This is a genomic window from Streptomyces sp. NPDC044719 (genome assembly GCF_056433405.1).
The window spans coordinates 1-19,356 of sequence record NZ_JBWKHE010000002.1 but is presented as its reverse complement, the minus strand read 5'-3'; the positions used below and the strand labels follow the sequence as shown (position 1 = coordinate 19,356).

General features: G+C 70.8%; 18 protein-coding genes, 1 tRNA gene and 2 pseudogenes. 6 read left to right on the top strand and 15 right to left on the bottom strand.

All coding sequences use genetic code 11. The features are described from left to right. Positions 1 to 18: 18 nt before the first annotated feature. The 7 genes and pseudogenes from AC07DF_RS06845 to AC07DF_RS06815 form a co-directional block, all read right to left on the bottom strand. Positions 19 to 96, bottom strand: a complete 78-nt coding sequence (locus AC07DF_RS06845) for a 50S ribosomal protein bL37 (protein ID WP_370443954.1) — start codon at positions 94 to 96, stop codon at positions 19 to 21. 195 nt (positions 97 to 291) lie between these two features. Next, a tRNA-Pro gene (locus tag AC07DF_RS06840) sits at positions 292 to 365 on the bottom strand. Positions 366 to 408: 43 nt separating this feature from the next. Continuing rightward, on the bottom strand, positions 409 to 642 hold the full coding sequence (locus AC07DF_RS06835; RefSeq protein ID WP_478967665.1) for a hypothetical protein: 234 nt from the start codon (positions 640 to 642) through the stop codon (positions 409 to 411). Positions 643 to 821: 179 nt separating this feature from the next. Beyond that, a pseudogene (locus AC07DF_RS06830) lies at positions 822 to 906 on the bottom strand (GntR family transcriptional regulator); the annotation flags it as partial. A gap of 5 nt (positions 907 to 911) precedes the next feature. Then, positions 912 to 1,871 carry a M28 family metallopeptidase gene (locus tag AC07DF_RS06825; protein ID WP_478967664.1) on the bottom strand — a complete coding sequence of 320 codons (960 nt, stop codon included), beginning with the start codon at positions 1,869 to 1,871 and terminating at the stop codon, positions 912 to 914. A gap of 11 nt (positions 1,872 to 1,882) precedes the next feature. After that, positions 1,883 to 4,651: a hypothetical protein gene (locus AC07DF_RS06820; RefSeq protein WP_478967662.1), complete on the bottom strand. Its 2,769-nt coding sequence runs from the start codon at positions 4,649 to 4,651 to the stop codon at positions 1,883 to 1,885. A gap of 133 nt (positions 4,652 to 4,784) precedes the next feature. Next, complete coding sequence (locus AC07DF_RS06815) at positions 4,785 to 5,789, bottom strand: LacI family DNA-binding transcriptional regulator (RefSeq protein WP_478967661.1); 1,005 nt, start codon at positions 5,787 to 5,789, stop codon at positions 4,785 to 4,787. Between the two features lie 111 nt (positions 5,790 to 5,900). On the opposite strand from AC07DF_RS06815, the gene AC07DF_RS06810 reads away from it, so the two are divergent. After that, the gene (locus tag AC07DF_RS06810) at positions 5,901 to 7,064 is read left to right on the top strand and encodes a Gfo/Idh/MocA family protein (protein ID WP_478967659.1); all 1,164 of its coding nucleotides are present in this window, start codon (positions 5,901 to 5,903) and stop codon (positions 7,062 to 7,064) included. Between the two features lie 4 nt (positions 7,065 to 7,068). Here the strand turns inward: AC07DF_RS06810 and AC07DF_RS06805 are convergent, their stop codons facing one another. Together AC07DF_RS06805 and AC07DF_RS06800 are read right to left on the bottom strand one after the other, a co-directional pair. Continuing rightward, positions 7,069 to 7,680 carry a TMEM175 family protein gene (locus AC07DF_RS06805; RefSeq protein WP_478967658.1) on the bottom strand — a complete coding sequence of 204 codons (612 nt, stop codon included), beginning with the start codon at positions 7,678 to 7,680 and terminating at the stop codon, positions 7,069 to 7,071. A 126-nt stretch (positions 7,681 to 7,806) separates the two neighbouring features. Then, entirely contained in the window at positions 7,807 to 8,841 is a 1,035-nt protein-coding gene (locus AC07DF_RS06800; protein ID WP_478967657.1) for a LacI family DNA-binding transcriptional regulator, read from the bottom strand. A 108-nt stretch (positions 8,842 to 8,949) separates the two neighbouring features. Between AC07DF_RS06800 and AC07DF_RS06795 the strand changes: the two genes are divergently transcribed. The 3 genes from AC07DF_RS06795 (at position 8,950) to AC07DF_RS06785 (ending at position 12,001) form a co-directional block, all read left to right on the top strand. Further along, positions 8,950 to 10,107 carry a phytanoyl-CoA dioxygenase family protein gene (locus tag AC07DF_RS06795; RefSeq protein ID WP_478967655.1) on the top strand — a complete coding sequence of 386 codons (1,158 nt, stop codon included), beginning with the start codon at positions 8,950 to 8,952 and terminating at the stop codon, positions 10,105 to 10,107. 8 nt (positions 10,108 to 10,115) lie between these two features. Next, positions 10,116 to 10,892, top strand: coding sequence for an SDR family oxidoreductase (locus AC07DF_RS06790; protein WP_478967654.1), 777 nt, complete (start codon positions 10,116 to 10,118; stop codon positions 10,890 to 10,892). A gap of 104 nt (positions 10,893 to 10,996) precedes the next feature. Continuing rightward, entirely contained in the window at positions 10,997 to 12,001 is a 1,005-nt protein-coding gene (locus AC07DF_RS06785) for a Gfo/Idh/MocA family protein (RefSeq protein WP_478967652.1), read from the top strand. A gap of 21 nt (positions 12,002 to 12,022) precedes the next feature. Here AC07DF_RS06785 and AC07DF_RS06780 read toward each other — a convergent pair whose 3' ends face one another. Continuing rightward, a complete protein-coding gene (locus AC07DF_RS06780; protein WP_478967650.1) occupies positions 12,023 to 12,628 on the bottom strand; it encodes a GOLPH3/VPS74 family protein in 606 nt (201 codons plus the stop codon). A 123-nt stretch (positions 12,629 to 12,751) separates the two neighbouring features. On the opposite strand from AC07DF_RS06780, the gene AC07DF_RS06775 reads away from it, so the two are divergent. Further along, entirely contained in the window at positions 12,752 to 13,768 is a 1,017-nt protein-coding gene (locus AC07DF_RS06775) for a Gfo/Idh/MocA family protein (RefSeq protein ID WP_478967648.1), read from the top strand. Positions 13,769 to 13,823: 55 nt separating this feature from the next. Here AC07DF_RS06775 and AC07DF_RS06770 read toward each other — a convergent pair whose 3' ends face one another. The 5 genes from AC07DF_RS06770 to AC07DF_RS06750 are packed head-to-tail and all read right to left on the bottom strand — an operon-like array spanning position 13,824 to position 18,763. Then, a complete protein-coding gene (locus AC07DF_RS06770) occupies positions 13,824 to 14,846 on the bottom strand; it encodes a Gfo/Idh/MocA family protein (RefSeq protein WP_478967646.1) in 1,023 nt (340 codons plus the stop codon). Between the two features lie 18 nt (positions 14,847 to 14,864). After that, positions 14,865 to 15,767, bottom strand: coding sequence for a sugar phosphate isomerase/epimerase family protein (locus AC07DF_RS06765; protein ID WP_391112231.1), 903 nt, complete (start codon positions 15,765 to 15,767; stop codon positions 14,865 to 14,867). Between the two features lies 1 nt (position 15,768). Continuing rightward, on the bottom strand, positions 15,769 to 16,662 hold the full coding sequence (locus tag AC07DF_RS06760) for an ATP-binding cassette domain-containing protein (protein WP_478967644.1): 894 nt from the start codon (positions 16,660 to 16,662) through the stop codon (positions 15,769 to 15,771). 5 nt (positions 16,663 to 16,667) lie between these two features. Continuing rightward, the gene (locus AC07DF_RS06755; RefSeq protein ID WP_478967643.1) at positions 16,668 to 17,744 is read right to left on the bottom strand and encodes an ABC transporter permease; all 1,077 of its coding nucleotides are present in this window, start codon (positions 17,742 to 17,744) and stop codon (positions 16,668 to 16,670) included. Continuing rightward, a complete protein-coding gene (locus AC07DF_RS06750; protein WP_478967641.1) occupies positions 17,744 to 18,763 on the bottom strand; it encodes a sugar ABC transporter substrate-binding protein in 1,020 nt (339 codons plus the stop codon). The genes AC07DF_RS06755 and AC07DF_RS06750 overlap by 1 nt, the downstream gene beginning before the upstream one ends. Before the next feature lie 323 nt (positions 18,764 to 19,086). Between AC07DF_RS06750 and AC07DF_RS06745 the strand changes: the two are divergent. Next, positions 19,087 to 19,356: pseudogene (locus tag AC07DF_RS06745) on the top strand (5-dehydro-2-deoxygluconokinase); the annotation flags it as partial.

The following is a 19,356-nucleotide window of genomic DNA, read 5'->3' as shown; positions in this document are numbered from 1 at the left end:
CGTGCCCGCAGGACTTCGTCAGGACTGCGGACGGCTGCCGTGGTTCGCGCCGTTCTTGCGGCGGGCCTTCTTCTTGCGACGTCGCTTCGAGGACATCGAACCTCCTCTTTCTGGCTTTTCTGGCTTTTTGCTCACTATCCACCGGATTGTCGCATCCGGTGATCACAGAGCGCCTTTCCAGCCCTCGCTACGGCAAACCTCGTGGGAGCTGTACGCGACATGGCCCCGAGCATGACCGAGGGCCGATTCCGGATGCCTCCGAAATCGGCCCTCATCTGCGACTTTCACAAGTCGGGACGACAGGATTTGAACCTGCGACCCCTTGACCCCCAGTCAAGTGCGCTACCAAGCTGCGCCACGTCCCGATGCGTCTCGCGCGGGTGAACCGCGTGATCACGCAGGTCAACCCTACCGCACCCGGGGAGGGGCCTCGGCCTCGCGGCCCTCGTGGTGGCTCCGGCCGATCTGGGCCCCGGTCCGGCCGGCGAGGCCCGCGGTCGAGACGGCGACGGCGAGGACGGCCCACCAGGGGATCTCCGCCTTGGTCGCGTGGCCGGCGCAGGCCGCGACGGCCAGGAGCGCCGGGACGGCACCCCCGATCAGCCCGGCACGCCGGACGGTTCGGTGCCGTGTCTCGTCCACGTCGTGGTCCCCCTTCGCCTGCGCGATCGCGCGCCCTGAGGAGGTCGACTCCCGGGCATATGCCGCAAACAATACGCGAAGTTCACGGCAACTCCCGACCAGGGCATACGGGTTGAGACAGACATCAGGTGATGTATCCCTAGGTTCGCGCCGATCAGCGGTGCGCGCCCGCCTCGCGCGAGGGATGACTGGGGGCGCCCCGGGCGCAGCGCCAACTGGAAGCGGTGACATACCAGTTGGGCGTTTGAGCCGCTCCAGCAGTTCAGGGCTCACGCAGGGAGGGCTTCGGCGAGTACGGTCGCCAGGGTGAATCTCGTGATGTCGGCGAGATAGCCGTAGTCGAGCGTGTCCGGGGCGTCGGAAGTCCGGTGGTAGTGCGGGTTGCCGTCCCCTTCGTACGCGCCGATCGCCACGTCGCCCCGCGCTTCGAACGGCATGTAGTCACTGGCGTAGATGGGTCCGAGCCGCACCGGCAGCGCCGTGTGGTCCGCCGCCGCCTGCGCCATCACCTCGCCGAAGGCGTGCGAGGCGGCGTCGTTGCCGGGCACGGCGTTCCCCAGGTCGCGCTCCACCGTCACGGTGCCGTCCGCAGGAGGTCTGCCCACCATGTCCAGGTTCACCACCCGCAGGGCCGAGACCCCCTCAGCCCGGAGCGCCGCCGCGTACGCCGTGGCCCCCCACAGTCCCTGCTCCTCGCCCGAGAAGGCCACGAACCGGACCGTGCCGGCCAGGGCGACCGGGGCGAGCAGGCGGGCGATCTCCAGGGTCGCGGCCACCCCGCTGGCGTTGTCGTCCGCGCCCGGCGCGCGGGCCGTGGCGTCGTCCGGGTCCTGCATACGGCAGTCGTAGTGGGCGCACAGGATGATGACGGGCCCGTCGACCGCTGTGCCTGGCTTGGTGCAGATCACGTTGTCGGCGCTGTGACCGGCGTTGGTCCAGGTGCGTCTGGTCACCTCCGGGTATCCCGCCGCCGACAGCCGGCCTGCGACCTCGTCGGCCGCCGGTCCGATGAGCGGCGAGAAGGTGTGCCGCGTCTGGAAGTCCGCCAGGGCCTCCACGGTGTCGCGCAGCGCGTCCGCCGACACCGCCGCGACGAGCGGGGCGATCGACTCGTCCGCCCGTTTGCCCGCCACCCCGCGTTCCGCCGGTACGAAGGGTTCGGCGGGGCTGGGCGGACGGCCCTTGAGCGGTGGCGCGAGGGGCAGGTTCTCGAGTACGTCGAGGTCCATCTCCTGCCTCCTCAGCCGGCGTGGAGGGCGGGCCGGCAGTAGGCACAGCTGTTGTAGCCGCGGGCGAGCGCGTCCTCGGCGCGCAGGAAGGGCACCTTGCTGCCGGCGCCGAGCCTGGACCAGTGCGGGCAGGTGGAGATGTGCAGTTCGCGGCTGTGCGGGTTGCCGAAGAAGAAGTCCTCCAGTTCCTTGACGGCCGTGATCTGGATGGTCATCCGCCCGGCGATCAGTCCGTCCTGGTACTGGGTGGCCACGAAGGGATAGAGCCGGAGGTGCTCCGCGCGCTGGGAGAAGTCGATGGTGATGTCGGCCGCCACCCGGTCGTCGGGCTCCAGCGTGAACCCGTCGACGGCCGCCGTTCCGCCGCCGGGCATCTCCAGCGTGGAGCGGACCGGGCCCGTCTCGGTCACGGTGCAGCCGGTCAGCTCCGCGTCCCGTGTGACGCGGGTCAGCGTGCGGATCGAGACCCGGCTGTCGTCCGGCAGGGCCGTCGCGTCCAGCTGCCAGGAACCGGTGGTCCTGGCGAGGCCGCCGCGCAGCGTGATCGTCATGTGCGTCTTGCCGCCCGGTGCGGCGAGCTGCGGCGCGACGTTCCGCTGCGCCACGTTGTTGTCGAACCGCACCAGAAGACCGTGCGGCACCGGCCCGTTGAGGGTGGCGGTGATGGCGGGGTCGGGGGCTCCGTGCACGACGGCGACCAGGCATTCGTGGTCGGCGATCTGCGGGGTCCACTCGAGCGGGCCCACCCGCACCGCCCCGCCCGCGGGGATCGGCTGGTCGATGACCACGGTGCCCAGCGACCGGAAGTGGGTGGGCCAGAGCATCCCCGTGCCCGGGTCGCACCGGAACGCCTCCACCTGGAACGCTCCGCTCGCGGCTTCCTGGGTCCCCCGGTTGCGCACCCGCACATAGAGGAAGTTGGGCCGGTCGTTGACGGGCGGCTCGTGGCCGAGCTCGGGATTGTCACCGGTGCTGATGTCGTTGTTGCGGACCCAGATGTCCGGCGACGACCAGTGCGGGACGCCGCTCGGCACCGCGCCGAGGTCGGCGGGGTTGTCGCCGATGTAGACGTCCACCGGCCGCGGTGCCCACAGCCCCTGGTTCACGAAGGCCTCGTCCATCACCTTGCTGTAGAGGCCGCCGGTGAGCGTGGAGTCGGCCGTGATGCAGCCCCTGGCCATGCTCACGGCGTGGCCGCGGCCCGTGGAGGTGTCGTCCGGCACGATGAGCAGCATCTCCAGCATCGTCCTGTTGATCGCGTCGGCCGCCGCGATCCGTACGGCGGGATCGGGCGAGTCGCCTCCCATGCCCAGGTAGCACCGCCACAGTGCCGTGCCGAGCATCGAGTTGCGCAGGTTGACGCCGAAGCCGTTGAACGCCGGGGCGTCGAATCGCTGGGGGACGTCGAGCCGTCGCTCGGTGCTCCACCGGTCGGTCGCGTTGTTGTCGAAGGGGAACGTCTCCGTGCGCCGGTGCCCGTCGGGGTTGAACCGGTCGCGGTAGATGGCGGGCAGCGCGTCGCAGACGCTGTGCTCGTACGAACCGGAGCCACCGTGCTGGGCGTCGAGCCAGTCGAACACGCCGTGGACGTACTCGTGGCCGATGACCCCGAGGTCGCCGGCGTCCGGTGCGCCGCCCTCGCCGAAGCGGATCCGCGGGGGTGTCAGCGTGCCGTGCCATTCGCTCTGGTCCTGGCCGTCATAGGCCTGGGCGTCGACCTCGACCTTGACCATGTTGGTGTTGAGCGTCGTGTTGCCCAGCGTGCGCAGATAGCGGGCGAAGGAGTCGAGCCAGTAGTAGGCGTTCGCGCTCAGGAAGGCCCGGTCGTCGGGGTAGGGCCGGTAGGTGAAGTCCGGCGACGTCTCCTCCGGCTGGGGGAAGGCCGGGGTGTCCCAGTCGGTGCACCGGAACCAGTCCCCGTCGAGCCGGAACCTGCCCCCGACGGCCGGAGCGACCTCCGCCTGGACGTCGCGGCAGGAGGTGTCGAGCGTGGCCGCGCTGGAACCGCCGTGCACGGTGCCGTCGTCGGACTCGGTCACGGGATCGGGCATGAAGACCCTGAGGCCGGCCGTCACGTATTTCCCCGCGAGGGAGAGCCAGAGCAGTTTTCCGGAGACGGCGTCCATGACGACCCGGAAATGCTCGAACGGGCCGGTGGTCTCGACGAGCAGATCGTGCACGAGATGAAGGGCGCCGTCGGGCTTCTGCCCCTTTCTCAGCAGGCCGATCGACGCGGTGGGATAGTCGGTCTCCGGCAATGGGGGCCTGGCCGTGTCCCGCAGATACACCAGCTCGTCCCTGACGATGCCGGCGGACGCGAAATCGCCCTGGAACGGCGCGAGGGCGTTCTTCCGCACCGCGTCGAGCGGCCGGGCCGTGCCGGGGTCGGGGGCATCCGTGACATCGACCTCCGCCGTGTGGTCGACCTGGATGACGGCGGCCTGCTTCACATCGGCGACGGCCTGGACGGTGGCGCCCACGATCGGCAGGTCGTGGTGGAACTGCTGGTAGCGCACGCGCAGGGTGGCCGCGCCTTCGGCGGAGCCCACCTCGCGCAGGTCGATGCGCTGGATCTTGAGGTCCTGGGAGCGCGCCTTCATGAAACGGTCGATGGCCTTGCGAGCCGTCGGCGCGCGGGTCAGGGTCGCCCCGGGATCCACATAGGCCCGCAGAACACCGTCGTCGTCGGCGTGTTCACCCACATCCGGAACCATTCTCAGCGGCTTGTCGGCCTCCGGGCCCGGCATGTTCCTCTGCTGTTCGGTGCGGTGCGGATCCATGATGCCTCCTCCAGCGCAGGTGGAGGGAAAGGAAGAAAACGCCAAGCCGCCTTGGCACTCTCGGATTTGGGGGTGTCGGAATAAATTCTAGTCCCGCCGATGTGAAGCGGCGACTCGGGAAATCCCGCCGGAATCACCCTCGTTGAAAACGAAACGTGGTTCCCCGGACTTCCAGCGTGGGCGTCGCCAGGTGCACGCGCCCCTCTCCTCCCGGCCGTTCGAAACGGTCGAGGAGGAAGCGGGCGGCGCGGCGGCCGACCTCGTGGCCGGCGTTGTCCACGGTGGTGAGCCAGAGATGGCGCAGCCGGGAGATGCTCGTGTTGTCGTAGCCGACGAGGGACACGCCGTGCGGGACGCGCAGCCCCAGTTCCTCCGCCGCCGAGAGGGCGCCCACGCCGGTGATGTCGTTGACGGCGAAGACGGCCGTGGGCCGGTCGGGGCGGCTGAGGAGGCGGACGGCGGCGCGGTAGCCGCCCTCCTCGGTCATGTCACCGGTCTCGACGACGGCCCGGTCCGCCAGGCCGTGCTCCCGCATCGTCGCCTCGAAGCTGCGGCGGCGCAGTTCGCCGACGGCTCCGTAGCCGGCGAGGTGGGCGATGCGGTGGTGGCCGAGGCCGATGAGGTGCTCGGTGACCAGCCGGGCGCCCTTCTCGTCGTCGCCCGCGACCTGGTCCACCCCGGGCGGCACCGGCTCGCGGGCACCGGCCAGGACGACCGGCATCCGCGCGGCGACCGCGCCGAGGGCCGCCGGGTCGGGCAGGGTGCCGACCACGACCAGGCCGTCGACGCGCAGGTCCAGCAGCGGGTCGGCCGGGTCCTGGCCGGTGCGGCGGTTGAGGCGCGCGTCGGCCAGCAGCATGTGCAGGCCGTGGGCGTGCAGCAGGGAGTTCAGGCCGTCGAGGAGGTCGACGAACCAGGGGTTGCGCAGATCGTTCAGCAGGACGCCGACCGTGCGGGTGCGCTGTTCGCTGAGGCTGCGGGCGGCGGCGTTGGGCCGGTAGCCGAGCTCCCGGGCGGCCCGGAGCACGGCTTCCCGCTTCTCAGGTCGCACCTGGTCGGAGCCGCGCAGCACCAGGGAGACCAGCGACTTGGAGACGCCGGCCCGGTCGGCCACGTCACGGATGGTCGGTGGTCTCATGGGATGGACCGTTCCATGCGGGTCACCGGCTTGTCAAAGGGTTGACATGCATGGGAAACCGCGCTCAGGGTGGGCTGGACAGGTTCTGGAACGGTCCAAAGAGGGGCTCTCATGGTCGACACGCTCGGCGTCGCCGTCATCGGATTCGGCTGGATGGGGCGGGTGCACACCCAGGCGTACGCGCGTGTGCGGCACCACTATCCGCGGCTGCCCCTCGTTCCGGAGCTGGTGACGGTCGCCGAGGAGGTTCCGGGCCGGGCGGAGGAGGCCGCCGCGCAGTTCGGGTTCGCCTCGACGACACGCGACTGGCGTGACGTGGTCGCCGATCCTCGGGTGAAGGCGGTCAGCATCACCGCGCCGAACTTCCTGCACCGTGAGATCGGCGTCGCCATGGCCGAGGCGGGCAAGCACATCTGGATCGAGAAGCCGGTGGGTCTGACCGCCGAGGACGCCGGTGCGGTGGCGGACGCGGTGGCCAAGGCTGGTGTGCAGGGCGCCGTCGGCTTCAACTACCGCAACGCGCCCGCCGTCGAGGCGGCCCGCGAGCTGATCGCCTCCGGGGAGATCGGCACGGTCACCCATGTGCGCGTCCGGCTCTTCAGCGACTACGCGGCTCATCCCGAGGGTGCGCTGACCTGGCGGTACGAGCGGGAGCGGGGCGGCAGCGGGGTGCTGGGCGATCTGGCCTCGCACGGCACCGACCTGGCCCGGCATCTGCTCGGTGACATCACGTCCCTCACCGCCGACACCGCGATCTTCCTGCCGGAGCGGGCCCGCCCGACCGGCGCCACGGCGGGCCACAGCCGTGCCTCCGGCGGGGACCTCGGCCCCGTCGAGAACGAGGACTACGTCAGCTGCCTGCTGCGCTTCGCCTCCGGGGCCCGCGGTGTCCTGGAGGCCTGCCGGGTCTCGGTCGGCGAGCAGAACAACTACGGCTTCGAGGTGCACGGCACCAAGGGTGCGGTGTTCTGGGACTTCCGCCGTATGAACGAACTGGGCGTCAGCCGCGGCACGACGTACCAGGACCAGTCCGTCACCACGGTGTACGTCGGACCGGGCCACGGCGAGTTCGCCGCGTTCCAGCCGGGTGCGGCGAACTCGATGGGGTACGACGACCTGAAGGTCATCGAGGCGTACCGCTTCCTGCGCTCGGTCGCGGAGGGCACCCCGCACGGGGCGACGCTCACGGACGCCGTGCACAGCGCCGCCGCGCTGGACGCGATGGCGCGGTCGGCGGCCAGTGGGGCGTGGGCGGACGTGTCCGCGGGGGCATGACGTCTCAGGCCTGCTTCTGGAGGCGGCGGCCGAGGAGGAACCTCACCGGGACGAGGCCGAGCCACAGCCACATGGCGTGGGCCCCCAACACCAGGGCCAGCGGGACGGTCGCGGCGAACACCGCCACCATCGTGGCGCTGTCGACGAGGTAGAGCGTGGTGCCGGCCTCCGACGGGGTGCCGTGGCGGAGCCAGGGGCGTGTGGCCAACAGGGCGGCGAGCGCCAGGTGGCCGGCGCCCATCGCGGCGACCGCCGCCGCGTAGACGGCGACCGAGACGGGCTCGTCGCCGTACTCCGCGAGCAGCCTGGTAGGGAAGGGCACCAGGGCCGCGACACCCAGTCCGGCGACGGCCAGGGTGATCACCTGTCCGTCGATCTCCCGCACATCGCGGAAGATCCTGCGGTGGTCGTGCCAGAAACTGCCGAGCACCGTGACGCTGAGCGCGTAGGCCCCGAGGTCCGGGAGCAGCCGGCGCAGGGCCTGGTCGTACTGGTCCGCGTCCAGTCCGCGCGGTACGTAGAGGTCCAGGACCAGCAGCGTGATGGCGATGGCGAACACGCCGTCGGCGAGCGTCAGCAACCGCTCGGGGCCGCCGTCCGGGCGCGATGTCCACATGAGCCTGACGGTAGGGGCCGGGGCGGGCCTCGTCCCGGACCCACGCCTGACGCACTACGCCGAGCGGAGCAGCCGGCCCAGGGGCGCGGGGAACCGCGCGACCGGCCCCCACGACCCGCACCCGGCTCACACACCCGCGGCCTGCGGCGGCATGTTGTACGGCGTCACCACCTGGATCGCGGACGGCAGGGTGGGTCCCGCCGGCGGCAGCGCGTCGTGCGCCCGCATGACGGTGTGGCAGGCCTCGCGTACGTCCTGGCGCAGGTCGTGGTGGAGCACGGCGGACAGGCGGTGCTCACGCAGCAGCCGGGTGTTGTCGTGGTCGAGGTCGTGCGCGACGAACACGGCGCACTCGCGGCCGAGGTCCTCGAACGCCCTGAGCGTGGCGATGTTGCCGCCGCCGATCGAGTACACCGCGCGGATCTCCGGGTCGCGTTCCAGCGCGGCCCGCACGAGGTCGTACTGGGTGGCGTCCAGGCCCTGCCCCTCGGCGATCTCGACCAGCGCGCGCCCGGGGTGCCGGGCACGCATCCCGCCGCGGAAGCCCATCTCGCGCTCCTCCTCGTTGCGGAAGAAGCCGCTGCTGAGGCTGGTGAGGATGTTGCCCGGCCGGTCGCCGAGCCACTGCCCCATCAGATACGCGGCTGTCGCCCCGGCCGCCCGGTCGTCGATGCCGACATAGGCACGACGGGCGCTGGCGGGCAGGTCGGTCACCAGGGTCACGACCGGGATGCCGGCCGCTTCGAGCCGGCCGACGGCCGCGGTGACCTCCGGGACGTCCGGGGCCTTGAGGATCACGCCCTGCGAGCCGCGCCGGGCGATCCGGTCGAGGGTCCGCACCAGTTCCCCGGCCGGGCCGGTCTCGCGGAAGTGGAAGCGGGAGCGCAGCACCGCCGGGTGCAGGGACGGCAGCTCGGCCTCCAGGGCGGCGCGGATCGCCGTGGTGAACCGCTCGGGCGCCTGCATCACGATGTCGACCATGAACGTCCGGCCCACGAGCCGGACCTGCGTGCGCTGCCGGTCCAGGTCGGCTATCGCGCGGCTCACCTCCCGCGCGGTGCTCTCCCGCACCCCGCCCCGGCCGTTGAGCACCCGGTCGACGGTCGCCTCGCTCAGTCCCGCCTGACGAGCGATCTCCCGGATCGGGAAGGGGTGGCCCATGCGCTGGCTCCTTGAGGGGTTTTTGATGGCTGCCTGCTGGTTGTTCGAGGGGTTTGTACTGACAAGAATGACAGGGCTGCGTCGCTCCGTGACCCCGAAGGGACGACGATGTCCTTCACTTCCGTACACCACCGTGCCTGGCTGTCCGAGCAGGACTGCGATCTCGACGCGTTCCGCGCGCTGGTCGAGCGGGCGACGGACCCCGCCGACTATCCGCACGCCTCCGCCGTGGAGCGGAACGTGCCGGTCTACGAGGCCGGTCTGCTCGAGGGCGACCGGGTGGTCCAGGCCGAACTGTCCCGCGCGCTCGCCGACGGTCCCGGCATCGTCGTCTTCCGCGGTGCCTTTCCCGACGAGGACGTCGTGGACCGGGCCACCGCCGTGTTCGAGGCGCTGATCGCCGAGCAGCGCGCCTCGGGCGCGACGGCCGGTGACCACTTCGCCAAGCCGGGCGCCAACGACCGGGTGTGGAACGCGCTGGAGAAGGCGGCCCTGTATGACGCGGAGGCCTTCGCCGACTACTACGCCAACGAGGTGCTCGCGCTGGTCGCCACTGCCTGGCTGGGCCCGGGCTACCAGGTCACCTCCCAGCTCAACGTGGTCAATCCGGGCGGCGCCGCGCAGAGCGTGCACCGCGACTACCACCTGGGCTTCCTGTCGAACGAGGTCGCCGCCGCCTATCCCGCGCACGTGCACCGCCTCTCCCCCGTGCTGACCCTCCAGGGCGCGGTCGCGCACTGCGACATGCCGGTGGAGTCCGGGCCGACGATGTACCTGCCGCACTCGCAGAAGTACGAGCCCGGCTATCTCGCCTGGCGGCTCCCCGAGTTCCGGGCGTACTTCGATGCGCACCAGGTGCAGCTGCCGCTCGCGAAGGGCGACGCGGTCTTCTTCAACCCGGCGCTCTTCCACGCCGCCGGCACCAACCGCTCGGCGGACATCCGGCGCATGGCCAACCTGCTGCAGGTGTCGTCCGCGTTCGGGCGTGCGATGGAGACGGTGGACCGGGAGGCCGTGGCGAACGCGGTGTACCCGGCGTTGCTCAAGCGCGGGGCCGAGGGTGCCGACCAGGCATGGCTGGACCGGGTGATCGCGGCGAGTGCCGAGGGCTACCCCTTCCCCACGAACCTCGACAGCGACCCGCCGGTCGACGGCCTGGCCCCGCCTTCACAGGCGGATCTGCTGCGGCGGGCGCTGCGTGAGAACTGGACGCCGGAGGCGCTCCGTGCGGAGCTGCGGGCCGGTACCGAACGGCGAGAGAGCTGAGGAAACCTGTGGGACTTCTCGACGACAAGGTCGTCCTGGTCAACGGCGGCAGCCAGGGCGTCGGCGCGGCCATCGCGCGGGCCGCGGTCCGCGAGGGGGCGGTGGTGGCCGTCACCGGGCGGCGTCCCGAACCGGGCGAGGCCCTGGTGGCGGAGCTGATCGCCGCGGGCGGCAAGGCCCTGTACGTACGGGCCGACCTGTCGGACGCCGAGCAGGCGAAGGCCTCCGTGGCCCGGGTCGTGGAGGCGTACGGCCGGGTCGACTGTCTCGTGAACTCCGCGGGGCTGACCTCCCGGGGGACGCTGCTGGACACCACGCCCGAGCTGTTCGACCAGCACATCGGGATCAACCTCAAGGGCCCGTTCTTCGCGATGCAGGCGGCGGTCGCGGACATGGTCGCGCGCGAGGCGCCCGGCACGGTCGTCAACATCATCACGTCGTCGGCGCACGGCGGGCAGCCGTTTCTCGCGCCGTACGTCGCCGCGAAGGCGGGGCTGATCGGGCTGACCCGCAACGCCGCGCACGCGCACCGGTGGGACCGGGTCCGGATCAACGGGCTGAACATCGGCTGGACCGCGACGGAGGGCGAGGACGCCACGCAGAAGGCCTTTCACGGGGCCGGGGACGACTGGCGTGACGAAGCGGCCGCGAAGCTGCCGATGGGCAAGCTCGGCCAGCCGGACGAAATCGCCGACTTCGTGGTCTTCCTGCTGTCGGACCGGTCCGGGGTGGTCACCGGGTCGGTGATCGACTGGGACCAGAACGTGCTCGGCGGGCTCGACTGAGGAAGTGCCGCGCCCGGTCACTGGTCGTGTGCGACGCCGCTGTGGTTGATCGCGCAGTTCCCCGCGCCCCTTTCGGGGCGCTACACATCAAGGAGCAACACCCCATGCGTATCGGAATCCTCGGCCTCGGCCGTATCGGCGCCTTCCACGCCGAGACCCTGTCCGGGCTCGACGCCGTCGAGTCGCTCGTCGTCACCGACCCGTTCGCGGGTGCCGCCAAGGCCGCGGCCGAGCGGTTCGGCGCCGAGGTCGTGGACTCGCCCGAGGCCCTGCTGGCCGCCGGTGTGGACGGCATCGTCGTCGCGGCGGCGACCGACGCCCACCCGGCGCTGATCCTGGCCGGGGTCGAGGCCGGTGTGCCCGTCTTCTGCGAGAAGCCCGTCGCCAGGACCATGAGCGAGGGCGTCGAGGTGCTCAAGGCCGTCCAGGGCAGGGACGTGCCGATCCAGATCGGCTACAACCGCCGTTTCGACGCCGGGTTCGTCGCCGCGCGGGCCGCCGTCCAGGCCGGTGAGCTGGGCAAGCTGCACACCGTGCGGTCGACCACGCTGGACCCGGCGCCGCCCCCGGCCGCGTACATCGGCGCCTCCGGCGGTATCTTCCGCGACTGCTCGGTGCACGACTTCGACATCATCCGCTGGGTGACCGGCCGTGAGGTGACGGAGGTGTACGCCGTCGGCGGCAACCGCGGCGCCGACTACATCAAGGAGGCCGGGGACGCCGACACCACCGGCGCGATCCTCACCCTGGACGACGGCACGATCGCGGTGGTCTCCAACTCCCGCCACAACGCCCGTGGTTACGACGTCCGCATGGAGATCCACGGCTTCCAGGACTCCATCGCCGTCGGTCTGGAGGACAAGCTGCCGCTGCGCTCGGTCGAGCCGGGCGTGACCTTCCCCGCGGGCACGCCGCACGACTTCTTCATGGACCGGTTCACCGAGGCCTACCGCGCCGAACTGACCGCGTTCACCGAGGTCGTCGTCGGCACCCGCCCCTCCCCCTGCACGATCGAGGACGCCCTGGAGGCGGGCTGGATCGCCGACGCGTGCACCCTGTCGCTGCACGAGCACCGTCCGGTGACCATCGAGGAGGTACGGGTGGCCTAAGGGTGTGGCGGCCGCCGCGGCTCACGCACCGCGCCAGACGTTGGCGAAAGCCTCGTTCTCGAGGGTCCGCCGACGGCGGACGGCGTCCAGCTCCGTCACGGCGTCGACCACCGCGGCGAGCACGGCCTGGGCCGCGTCGCCGGGCTCCGGGAGGTCCTCGGGCACCTCGCCGCGCACCCCGACGGCGGCCGCGAGTGTGGCGAGCACCGGCTCGTCGGTGGCCCGGCGGTGCCGGGCGCGCTGCCGGGCAGGGGACTCGACCGGTGCCGGCCAGGTGGCGTCGCGGAAGGGGAGCCAGGAGGCCCGGGGCCGTGCGACGAGCCCCTCTTCCTGGAGGACGCTCACGTACTCCTCGGCCAGTCCACGGCCCCTGCGCCACAGCCAGTCCTCGATCGGCTCATACGGCTTGTCGCGCACGAGTGCGGTCGCGGCCCGGTCCAGCAGGGTGTCGCCGAGGGGCGGCGCCGGGCGGGACACGATGCGGTCGCCGTCCAGCGTCACCACCTCCGCACCGAGGAGGTCGATCAGCTCGGCCCCGGCCAGCCCGAGCGACAGGTCGCCCTGCGTCACCGGCCGGTCGGTGGCCGCGTCCATGGCCACGATCATCAGGTCGCGTGCTGTGCCCATCACAGCTCCCCTCGAAGGCACTGATCACGCTACGCCGCTGCCGCCCGCGGGGCGACCAGAATCTTTGCGCACACTGTCGACGCACGAGCACCGTCCCGCGACGAACGAGGAGGAATGGCAGGCATGAGCGAACCAGGCCGGGAACCCCTGCGCATAGGACTGCTGGGAGCCGCGCGGATCACCGAACGCTCCCTGATCGACCCGGCCCGGGCGACCGGCCACCGTCTCGTCGCGGTGGCCGCCCGCGACCGCGCCCGTGCCGAGGCGTTCGCCGCCGGGCACGGTGTGGAGCGGGTGGTGGGGTCGTACGCCGAGCTGGTGGCCGATCCCGGGATCGACGTCGTCTACAACCCGCTCGCCAACGGCCTGCACGGCCCGTGGAACCTGGCCGCCCTCGCGGCCGGCAAGCACGTCCTGTCGGAGAAGCCGTCGGCGAGCAACACGGAGGAGGCGGCGGAGGTACGTCAGGCCGCCCGGAAGGCCGGGACGGTCTTCATGGAGGCCTTCCACTACCTCTTCCATCCCGTCACCCGCCGCCTGCACGAGCTGCTGGCCTCGGGCGAACTCGGCGAACTGCGGCACGTCGAGGCGATGGTCGCCATCGCCGCGCCGCCGGACACCGACCCGCGCTGGTCGCTGCCGCTGGCCGGCGGCGCCCTGATGGACCTGGGCTGCTACAGCCTGCACGCACTGCGGATGCTGGCCCCCTGGGCGGGCGGCGCACCGCGTCTTGCCGGAGCCCGGGGCGGGGAGCGGGCGGGCGCGCCCGGGGTCGACGAGTGGCTGGACGCCGATCTGGAGTTCCCGGGCGGCGCGACGGGCTCCGCCCGCTGCCACATGGCGTACGACGGGCTGGACATGAGCATCCGGATCGTCGGCTCCCGGGGCGAGGCGACGGCCCCGAACTTCGTGCTGCCGCAGCTGGACGACCGGGTCGTGGTCCGCACCGCGGAGGGCGAGCGCACGGAACGGCTCGGGACGCGCTCGTCGTACACGTACCAGCTGGAGGCGTTCGCCGCCGCGGTGCGGGACGGAGCTCCGCTGCCACTGGACGCGGACGACGCGGTGACGACGATGGAGCTCATCGACGCCTGCTACCGGAAGGCCGGGTTCGAGCCCCGGCCGCGGACCAGGATCTGACGCACACGCGGAATCGCGGAAAGGGAGGGGCCCGGGGCGTGACCCCGGGCCCTTCTCACGCGTACAGCGCGGGCTTCTCGGCGAGTTCGACCTCGACCCGGCCGCCGTCCTCCAGCGCCCGCACCCCCGCCTCGCACACCGCCGCCGCGGCATAGCCGTCCCAGACGCCGGGCCCGGTGACCGTGCCCCGCCGGGTGGCGTCGACCCAGGCCTGGATCTCCTGGTCGTAGGCCGTCTCGAAGCGTTCGGTCCAGTCCTGGGCGATGGTGCCGCCCCAGCGGCCGGCCATGTTGGTGACCAGGGCGTGGCCGTCGCCGATGCGGGCGGTGCCGCGTTCGCAGACCACCTCGGCCTGGACCTGGTAGCCGAAGCCGCAGTTGACGAAGATCTCCACGTCGGAGAGGGCGCCGCCGTCGGTCTCGAAGACGACGAACTGCGGATCGCGCAGCCCGTCGGGGGCGTTGGCGGACGGGGTCGGGCGCAGCACCGTGACGGCCGTGATCTCGTGGCCGAGCAGCCAGCGGGTCGCGTCGGCCTCGTGGGCGACGGAGTCCGTGATGAGCATGGTGCTGGTGAAGAAGGGCGGGCTGGCCGCGTTGCGGTGCCGGTTGTGCACCATCAGCGGGCGGCCCAGCTGGCCGGTGGTCAGCAGGGCCTTCAGCTTCGCGTACTCGGGATCGTAGCGGCGCATGAAGCCGACCTGGACCCGGCGGTGGCCGAGGCGCGTTTCGGCTTCGAGGACGCGCAGGGCGGAGGCCGCGTCGGGGGTGAGCGGCTTCTCGCACAGGACGGGAAGATCGTGCTCGAAGGCGGCGAGCAGTGTGGCCTCGTGAGCCGGGCCCGGTGAGGCGATCAGGACGGCGTCGACGTCGGCCGCCGCCATCGCGGCGGCCGGGTCCGTGTAGGCGGTGCAGCCGCCGACGCGGGCGGCGACGGCTTTCGCGCGTTCCGCGTCGACGTCCACCACGGCTGTCACCCGTGCTCCGCTGGTGACTTCATGGATGCGGCGCACATGGTCCGCGCCCATCCTTCCGGTACCGATGACCGCGACTCCGAGGGTGGTGGCGCGCTCAGTCATGGCCGTCCTTTCGGGTCGTCAGGCGCCGCAGGACCTCAGGAACTTACGGGTGCGCACCGCGATCGGCAGCGGCTTGTCCGGCTCGCAGGGGTACATGTCCTGCTCGACGATGGCGAAGAGGTCCACGCCCAGCTTCTGGGCCGCCGTGAGGACCGGGCCCAGCTCGGGCACACCGGCGGGCGGTTCGCACATCACACCGCGCGCCACCGCCGGGCCGAACGGCACCTCGTTCTTCACCACGTCGGCGAGGATCTCCGGGTCGACCTGCTTGAGGTGGAGGTAGCCGATGCGCTCGCCGTACGTCTCGATCAGCTTGACGCTGTCGCCGCCGCAGTAGGCGTAGTGCCCGGTGTCCAGGCAGAGGTTGACCGCGTCGGAGTCGGTCGAGTCGAGGAACTGCTCGACGTGCTCCTCGGTGTCGATGTGGGTGTCGGCGTGCGGGTGGACGACGATGTCCAGGCCGTACTTGTCCTTCACCTCACGGCCGAGGCGTTCCATGCCCGTGGTGAGGTTGCGCCACTGCTCGGTGGTGAGCTCCGGGGGCTCCAGGATCTCGGCGGTCTTGTCGTCGCGCCAGAAGGACGGGATGACGACAAGATGCTTGGCGTCCATGGCCTGGGTGAGCGCGGCGACGTTGCTGACCTGCTCCCAGGTGGAGTCCCACTCGGAGGGGCCGCGGTGCAGACCGCAGAAGATCGTGCCGGCGGAGACCTTGAGGTTCCGCTTGGTCACCTCGTCGGTGAGCCGGGCCGGGTCGGTCGGCAGGTAGCCGTACGGCCCGAGTTCGATCCACGAGTAGCCGGCTTCGGCGACCTCGTCGAGGAAGCGTACCCAGGGCACCTGCTGGGGGTCGTCGGGGAACCAGACGCCCCAGGAGTCGGGGGCGGAGCCGACCCGGATGCGGTCGAGCGCGAGGGCCATGTCAGGACTTTCCTTCCGAAGACGCGGCTACGGGGGCGGTGAGGTCTCCCGCCTCGGGGAGCTCTTCGACGTCGACGCCGCGTACCTGCGCCAACTCGTGCTTGAGGGAGGCCAGTTCGGTACCGCCGGCCATGTGGTTGGTCAGCTCCTCGAGGCTGACCTCGCTGCGGGAGGCGGACAGTTCCATGGTGCCGAGGCGCAGCACGCTGAAGTGGTCGCCGACCATGTAGGCGTGGTGCGGGTTGTGGGTGATGAAGATGACGCCCAGGCCCTTCTCGCGGGCGGCGGCGATGTACTTCAGCACGACACCCGACTGCTTGACGCCGAGGGCGGCGGTCGGCTCGTCGAGGATCAGGACGCGGGCGCCGAAGTAGACGGCGCGGGCGATGGCCACGCACTGGCGCTGGCCGCCGGAGAGCGTGCCGATGGGCTGCTCCATGTCGTCCAGGACGATGCCCATGGCGCGCAGTTCCTCGTCCGCGGTCTTCTTCATCTTCTCGATGTCGAGACGGCGTACGGGCCAGGGGCCCTTGGTCATCTCGGAGCCGAGGAAGAAGTTGCGCCACACCGGCATCAGCGGGACGACCGCGAGGTCCTGGTACACCGTGGCGATGCCCTTGTCGAGGGCCTCGCGCGGGGTGGAGAAGCGCACCGGTGCGCCGTCGACGAGGAACTCGCCCTCGGTGTGCTGGTGCAGCCCGGAGATGATCTTGATGAGGGTGGACTTGCCGGCGCCGTTGTCGCCGAGGACGCAGGTCACCTTGCCGGGGTGGACGGTGAGGTCGACGCCGTGCAGGGCGCGGATGTTGCCGTAGGACTTGCCGGCGCCCTTGAGTTCGACGAGAGCGGCGTCCTTGGTGGCGGCCTTGTCGGTGGCGGTTGCTTCGCTGGTCATTGCGGTCACCTCCGGGTCGCCGTGCGCTGGACCCACAGATTGATGAGGACGGCGCCGAGGAGCATCACGCCGAGGAAGGCCTTGAACCAGTCGGGGTTCCAGCCGGCGTAGACGATGCCCTGCTGCACCATGCCGAACATGAAGGCGCCGAAGACCGGGCCGATCGCGGAGCCGTAGCCACCGGTGAGCAGACAGCCGCCGATGACGGCGGCGGCGATGTAGATGAGCTCCTGGCCCACGCCCTCGCCGGACTGCACGGTGTTGAAGGAGAACAGCTGGTGCATGCCGACGAACCAGGCGCCGAAGCCGACCAGCATGAACAGGGAGATCCTGGTGAAGGTCACGGGCACACCGACGGCCCGCGCGGAGTGCTTGTTGCCGCCGACGGCGAAGATCCAGTTGCCGTACTTGGTGCGCAGCAGCACCCAGGTGGCCAGGGCCGCGAAGACCAGCCACCACACCACGGTGATCTTGACGTTGACCCCGCCGACGTTGAAGGTCGAGGCGAAGATCTTCTGCGCCTGGGCGAAGCCGTCCATGTCGCTGATGTCGTCGGTGGCCACGTTCTCGGTGACCAGCTTGGTGACGGCGAGGTTCACGCCTTGCAGGATCAGGAAGGTGCCCAGGGTGACCAGGAAGCTCGGCAGGCCGGTCTTGACCAGCAGCCAGCCGTTGAACGCGCCGATCGCGAGCGATACGAGCAGGGCGACGATCACGCCCACCCAGACGTTCAGGGTCAGCTGGTAGCTGAGCATCGAAGCGGTCAGCGCCGAGGTGATCACGGCGACACCGGCCGACAGGTCGAACTCGCCGCCGATCATCAGCAGGGCCACGGGCAGCGCCATGATCCCGATGGTCGACGACTGGTACAGGATGTTGGCCATCGAGCTGCCGTCGCGCACCGGCGGCGCCGTGAACAGGAAGAACACGAGCACGGCGACGGCGCCGAGGAAGACGCCGACCTCGGGCCGGGCGAGCAGCCGCAGCGCCAGCGGCCGCTGCCGCGTCCGGCCGTCGGACTGCTTCTGGCCGGGGGCCGGCGGTGTGTCCACCGCCGGCGTGGCCTGCTGGGTCATGCTCATCACCGGGTGCCCTTCGCGGCGAACTCCCCGATCTTGTCGACGTTGGCCTTGTCGACGAAGGCCGGGCCGGTCAGCACGGGCTGCTCACCGCCACCGCTGTAGTTGCCGTTGTTCTTGTAGAGCCACAGGCCGTCGACGGCCAGGTAGCCCTGGAGGTAGGGCTGCTGGTCGACGGCGAACTGGATGTCGTCGCTCTTGATGGCCTTGATGAGGTCCTTGTTGAGGTCGAAGGTGGCGACCTTCGCCTTGCTGCCGGCGTCGCCGATCGACTGCACGGCGGTCAGCGCGAAGGGTGCGCCGAGCGTGACGACGTAGTCGATGGACGGGTCCTGCTTCAGCTTGGCGGTGATCGTCGACTTCACGCCCGGCATGTCGGTGCCGTTGACGTTCTGGGTGTCGAGCTTGCCGTCGAAGGTCTTCTCCACGCCGTCGCAGCGCTGGGTCAGGCCGACGTTGCCCTGCTCCTGCACGACACAGAGGGCATGCTTGGCGCCGACCTCGTTGAGCTTCTTGCCGAAGGCCTCGCCTGCGACGGACTCGTCCTGGCCGAAGAACTCCAGCATGTTGAGCTTTTTCCAGTCGCTCAGACCGGAGTTGAGGCCGACGACGGGTATGCCGGACTTCTCGGCCTTGCCTATGACGCCCTTGAGCGCGTCCGGCTTGGCGAGGGTGACGGCGATGCCGTCGACCTTCTGGTCGATCGCGTTCTGGACCAGGTTGGCCTGGTTGCCCGCGTTCGGGTCGGCGGAGTAGACGAGCTTGATGTTGTCCTTGGCGGCCGCGGCCTCGGCACCCTTGCGGACGGTGTCCCAGAAGGTGTCGCCGGGCGCCTGGTGGGTGACCAGGGCGACGGTCATGCGCGGCGTGGTCGCCTTGCCGGCGGAGGCGTTCGCGGCGCCTTCCTCGGCACCCTTGCCCCCGGAACTGCTGGAGCAGCCGGCGAGAGTCAGGGCCGCTGCCGCGGCCACGGCGACGACGGGCGCGATTCTGCGGGAGCGGGGGTGAGAAGAGCGGTCCATCTTTCCTGGCACCTCACTGTGCTACTGCGGGGGAAAGGGGAGGGATCACGAAGGGATCCGTGGTCCCGGAGCCTTACGGAGTCCGGATCATGATGCCGCAAACAGACTGTGGCGATGCCACGGGATACAAGTCCCTGCCGCGCCCGCTGTCAATACTTTGTTAAGACATCATTTCACAAGCAGGTCCGAATGTAAGTACAAACTATTGACAGCGCCGCCCTCCGAGACCTACACCTGAGGGGCGGCAGGTCCCATGAGTCCACGCCCCCACCGTGTCAGGGCACCCCGGGACCCGCATCCCCAGCTTCCCGAGGAGGTCGCGCATGGCCGGGCCGGCACAGCATTTCGACTTGATCACGATGGGGCGCATCGGCGTCGACCTCTATCCCCTGCAGACCGGGATCTCCCTGGACCGTGTGGAGACGTTCGGGAAATTCCTTGGAGGTTCGGCGGCCAATGTGTCGGTCGCGGGGGGCCGCCCGGGGCGCCGCACAGCGGTGGTCACCCCCACCCGGGACGAACCCCTCCGCACCCCCCCTCCCCCAGAGCCGCAGCCCCTCTGCGTTAACGAACCCTTGGTCACCCCAGGCGAG